The organism is Bremerella cremea (assembly GCF_003335505.1).
Lineage (GTDB): Bacteria > Planctomycetota > Planctomycetia > Pirellulales > Pirellulaceae > Bremerella > Bremerella cremea_A.
In genome coordinates, this window is the sequence record NZ_QPEX01000026.1 from 1 (window position 1) to 4685 (window position 4685).

Consider the following 4685-nt stretch of genomic DNA (forward strand, 5'->3'; position numbering starts at 1 on the left):
TTGAGAGAAGTCTGCAAAGCCTAGTTCAGGTTGAACGATTCCAATCAGCGACACCGAGTCGGCAGCGATGCTGCAGGTAGTGAATCGCCATCGTGGAGAATCGGTGGCTTTTTCAACGGGCTGTTAGCCGTGACCCATTGAGCCTATTATATTTTCAATCAAATCTCTATTCCTATGCAGATAGTCAGCCGGTAGTCCGCCTGGACCCATACGGACTCTATTCACCATTTGATAATGCCGACACGGTACCTTTTGCTGATTATTTCATTTGGTTGATAGAGGAAATCGAGCAGCACAAAGGACGGAAGCTCAGCTTCAGCGAAACGAAAGTGATTGGAGAAACCTTGCAACAGGGATGCGTTGGGGTTGTTGGAACTCAGTTGGGTTACAAAAACAATGAATGGACCAAGAAACTGACGCATTGCTACAAGGATGTGGGAGCGGCAATCAAAAAGTCCACTGCGATGCAAAAAGATAACACGTGTTGCCCAAAGGGCGAGAAAAACATCGCAGGGAAACCTGCTAGCCCTCGAATTGTGTGGATTCAATTCTCCAATGATGCCAATACGCCAATACCAGAAAAAGATGGCGTTTACGACCTTTCAGGCGATCCCGTATATAAAGAAATCGATACTCACGTTGGTGGCAAAGATACGGGGCCAAATTTTGACTATAAAAATTGGGAAGGTTTCTGGAAAAAATGGCTAGGAGCTAATCACGGCGGTGTTGGTATGGAAGTTAATGTCTGCAATTCTCTCAGAGCTGCCATCGATGAGGGAGAAAGGGTAGGGCTTGAGTCAAGCTTCTATTGTATTGTCTGTGAAAGTGAGATGAAATGAACCGGTGATACCACGATATTTATGCTGCCGAGAATTGCTCGCCACACTATAAAAGCCATGAGCTATTACGGTGTAATTCGCGATCTTTCTCGCGGTGCATCTATGGCCTATTTTTGGCGAGTCGCTATGAAATGGTTGCAATGGAATATTCGATTCTTGATGTTAGTCACATTGCTCCTCGGGGGCATGTTTGGATGGATTGCTCGTTCGCTTCATTGTGCTGCGGAGCGAGACCTTATGGCTAAGTTACTGGAGGAAGAAGGCGCGGTTGGTGTAATTCTCTATGAGGGCCAGACCAAGCATCTCCACATTGACAAGAACGGGGATTATAGCTGGGTGAAGGAAGAAGCCAGTCCCTTTTATCGCTTTGTTGTTCGGTATTTTGCCGGTGGTAGACGTGTTATATTCGCTAAGGTGTTCGTCAATGAGTCTATGCGTGATGAATGGAAACGACTTCTAGGATTTCCTGAGATTAAAGAACTCGATATTATATGCTGTGAAGCTATGCCAGGCGATTTGTTCGAGCTCAGGCGATTCCAGGATTTGGAGAAATTGTCGTTAGTTGGAAGAGGTATTTCCATTAAAAGGGAAGGAATAGACATTTTAGGGAAAATTACAACGCTTAAAAGGCTTGAATTGCCCGATGGAACGAATTCAGAGGTCGTCGATGAGCTTCAAGCCAAATTACCAAGCTGCAAAATCGTTGGCTGGCAACCGATACCACATTCGTTGCCCACGGAATAATCGTTGCAGGGGCGAAAAGGACAGGGGCAATACTGTTCGGCACAGCGATTGAGAAGGTGCGGATTCGGACCTGTTCCGATCTCGGGATTCATTTTCGTGATCCGGTAGAGCTGTGCAAACGTTTGCATGACTTTCCCTCCGCGCAGCATCGACCGGAAGACTGCTTGGACGGCGGACACCTTGAATCGTCGCTATGTTTTTTTGGCGGTTGATGCCGCAGCTTGCTGGCGGATCTTCGCCAGGTGAGCCAGCAACTCTTCTTCGCTCGCCCAGCCGGTGAAGAAGAGGAGGATTTAAGGTGTCAGGACTCTTTGGTTCTGACACTAACCTCCAGATTTTCCACCCACTCCTTATCGGTGAGGGGCGGTTTTAATCCAATACTGAATGGAGAAAGACGAGGAGGGGCAGCGGGCATTTTGGTTTTCCATGGCGGATACCAACAAGATAGCCACTTCCCCCGTGCTTTCTAACTGCTTCAGTCGGCGAACTCCAATCATAAATCGCAAACCAAGAAAAGCCCTGGCAAAACGCCAGGGCTTTTTGCATGGCCGGTCGGAATAGTTCATCCCTTGGCCACCGAGATCCCCGCAGCCGAAGAAACCTTGACTCTTCGCGATCACTCGACCGTCGGCAGCGGAAATGTGGTTATCCAGGTGCAGTTCGCCTACAATGATTTCGGCCAACTGATTACCGACTACCAAGCCCAAGGAGGTGCCGTGAACACCTCAACCTCTCCCAAAGTCCAGTATGGTTACGCCAACGGTTCGGCCAACACAATCCGGCCGACGACGCTCACCTATCCCAACGGGCGGGTGCTGACGTACGATTACGGCGCGTCCGATGGGATGGACGACGCGGCCAGCCGGGTCGCTTCGCTGGTGGACGATGATGGATCGAGTACGCACCTGGTGGATTACGCGTATCTCGGCCCGGGAAGTTCGGCTCAGTCGGTCGATTCCCCCTTCGGACAAGGCTTCGTCGTTGCCGATTGCACCGAGCCTGACACGCAATGGACGCTGGTCGATCTTTCGGGCACGAATGACTCCGATACAGGCGACATTTACTCAGGGCTGGATCGATTCGGTCGGGTGAAGGATAACCGCTGGTACAACTACGCCGGTTCGGCCGACGTGGAGCGGATTAAGTATGGCTATGACCGGGTAGGTAGCCTAACCTGGCGGCAAAACGTTGTGGCGAATGCGCTGAACCAACGATTCGATGAGTTGTACAGTAGTGATCGCCTTAGCCGCCTGAAAGAAATGTCACGTGGGATGCTCAACGACAGTCACAACACAATCTCAAATCAGTCATTAGCTGAATGCTGGTCGCTAGATGGCACCGGCAACTGGAAGAGGTACTTAGAAGATCGCGATGGCGATGGAACTTGGGATCTGAATCAAGCTCGCACGTCCAGCGGTGTGAATGAGATTACCAATATCACCGAGTCAGCCGGCACGTCATGGGCAACACCTGCATATAATCAAACAGGCAACATGACCACGGTTCCTCAACCAAATGATCTGACGGATTCGTATTCGGCTATTTATGATGGTTGGAATCGTCTTGTAAAGTTGGTGGATGGGGCAACGGCCATAGCTGAATACGAATACGACGGGGCAAAACGACGCACGGTCGTGAAGTCGTACTCCTCTGGCACTCTGGAGGAAACTCGCCATTACTACTTCACCGATCCGGCAAAATGGCAAGTTGTTGGGGAACGTGTCGATTCCTCCTCGGACGCTGAACGACAACTTGTCTGGGGGCTTCGCTATATCGACGACCTCCTTCTGCGAGATCGCGATACGAACAGCAATGGGGCACTCGACGAGCGGTTGTATGCCTTGCAAGATGCCAACTGGAATGTCAACGCATTGGCGGACACAAACGGAGACGTACAAGAGCGGTTTACCTATCTGCCGTATGGTGATTGCCTCGAGCTCAATCCCGACTTTACCGTCTACTCAGGCAGTGATTTGTTCTGGACGAGACGATTTTCAGGAAGAGAGCTTGACCTAACTACAGGGCTGCAGATTAATCGGAATCGATATCTGCACTTGCAGTTGGGGTGCTGGGTAACACGGGATCCGATTGGGTATTCAGATGGACTGAACCTCTACCAGTACATCGATGGACGTCCAAGTGTTTCGTCCGATCCGCTTGGATTGTTGAGGATACATGGTGATTATGAAGGCGATTACGAATTTGATGATTCACACTTGCCGAAACGAACGGGGCCCTGGAGAGAATGGTGGAATGGTCTCAACAAACCGCAAAGATGGCTAATTTCCTCGGCTGCTTTATGTATGACAGGCCTTATTGCGAGTCTTACATTTGACGCAATTATTCGTTGGTTTTATTGTAAAGATTTTGACGCTAGCCTTATTTGCAGTGCTCTAGGGGGATGCATCGCTGGTATCTGCATCCCAATTATCATTGGCAGCGGCATTTTTGGCCCATTCGCGTGGTGGGCTACAGCGGGTGCTATCGCCATCTGCGCAATCGTTGGCGCATTAGTTTGTGACAGATGCGCTGAAGCTATGGGGGGAGCGAACTCTCCGTGCAATTTCGTTTGATCCTACAGTCGCTTTTCCAGGTGACGGTTATAAAAATCGTCACCTTAAGGTGAAACTTTCAGGTTCTTATGTTTCCCGTTAAAATAGGGGATGGAAAGATGCCATGCGAGTTTGCAAAGTCGTTTTCGATATCAAGCACTACATTCTCGGGATGACCAAGTATCGCAAAGTGAATCTTGTGAAGAAGTTGGTGTCCGCGTGAAGTGACTCGTTAGCAAGGTTTGCCGAACCGACGAGATCGAAATTCCGGAAGGTATGGTCTCGTGAGACCATGTTCACGTGTCACTGCCGTGCTAGCCAAACAATAGATACAAAGTGAAAGGTGATCATGAAAGAAGACAACTACCTCAATGACGTTGGATTGCAAACTCTAATTGGTTTTGTGGCAATTGTGATGGCAACCGGATCCTTGGCTCTTGCAATCACAGACTCAAGAATGACAAGCATGCTGGCATTCTTGGCGGTTAGTATATTATTTGCTTGCGCTAGCATCTCCGCATTTCGGAACGCGAGAAGAGCAAGGCGTCTA

General features: G+C 49.5%; 4 protein-coding genes. All 4 read left to right on the forward strand.

Annotation, left to right across the window (positions count from 1 at the left end; translation table 11 throughout):
• The first annotated feature begins 92 nt into the window (after window positions 1-92).
• Complete coding sequence (locus DTL42_RS13510) at window positions 93-839, forward strand: hypothetical protein (RefSeq protein ID WP_114369265.1); 747 nt, start codon at window positions 93-95, stop codon at window positions 837-839.
• A gap of 57 nt (window positions 840-896) precedes the next feature.
• Window positions 897-1583 (forward strand): hypothetical protein, encoded by a 687-nt coding sequence (locus DTL42_RS13515; protein ID WP_147274273.1) that lies wholly within the window; start codon window positions 897-899, stop codon window positions 1581-1583.
• Window positions 1584-2152: 569 nt separating this feature from the next.
• Window positions 2153-4156, forward strand: a complete 2004-nt coding sequence (locus DTL42_RS13520; protein WP_114369267.1) for an RHS repeat-associated core domain-containing protein — start codon at window positions 2153-2155, stop codon at window positions 4154-4156.
• A 328-nt stretch (window positions 4157-4484) separates the two neighbouring features.
• Window positions 4485-4685, forward strand: a 201-nt coding sequence (locus DTL42_RS26630) for a hypothetical protein (protein WP_214608589.1), incomplete at its 3' end; no start/stop codon positions are given.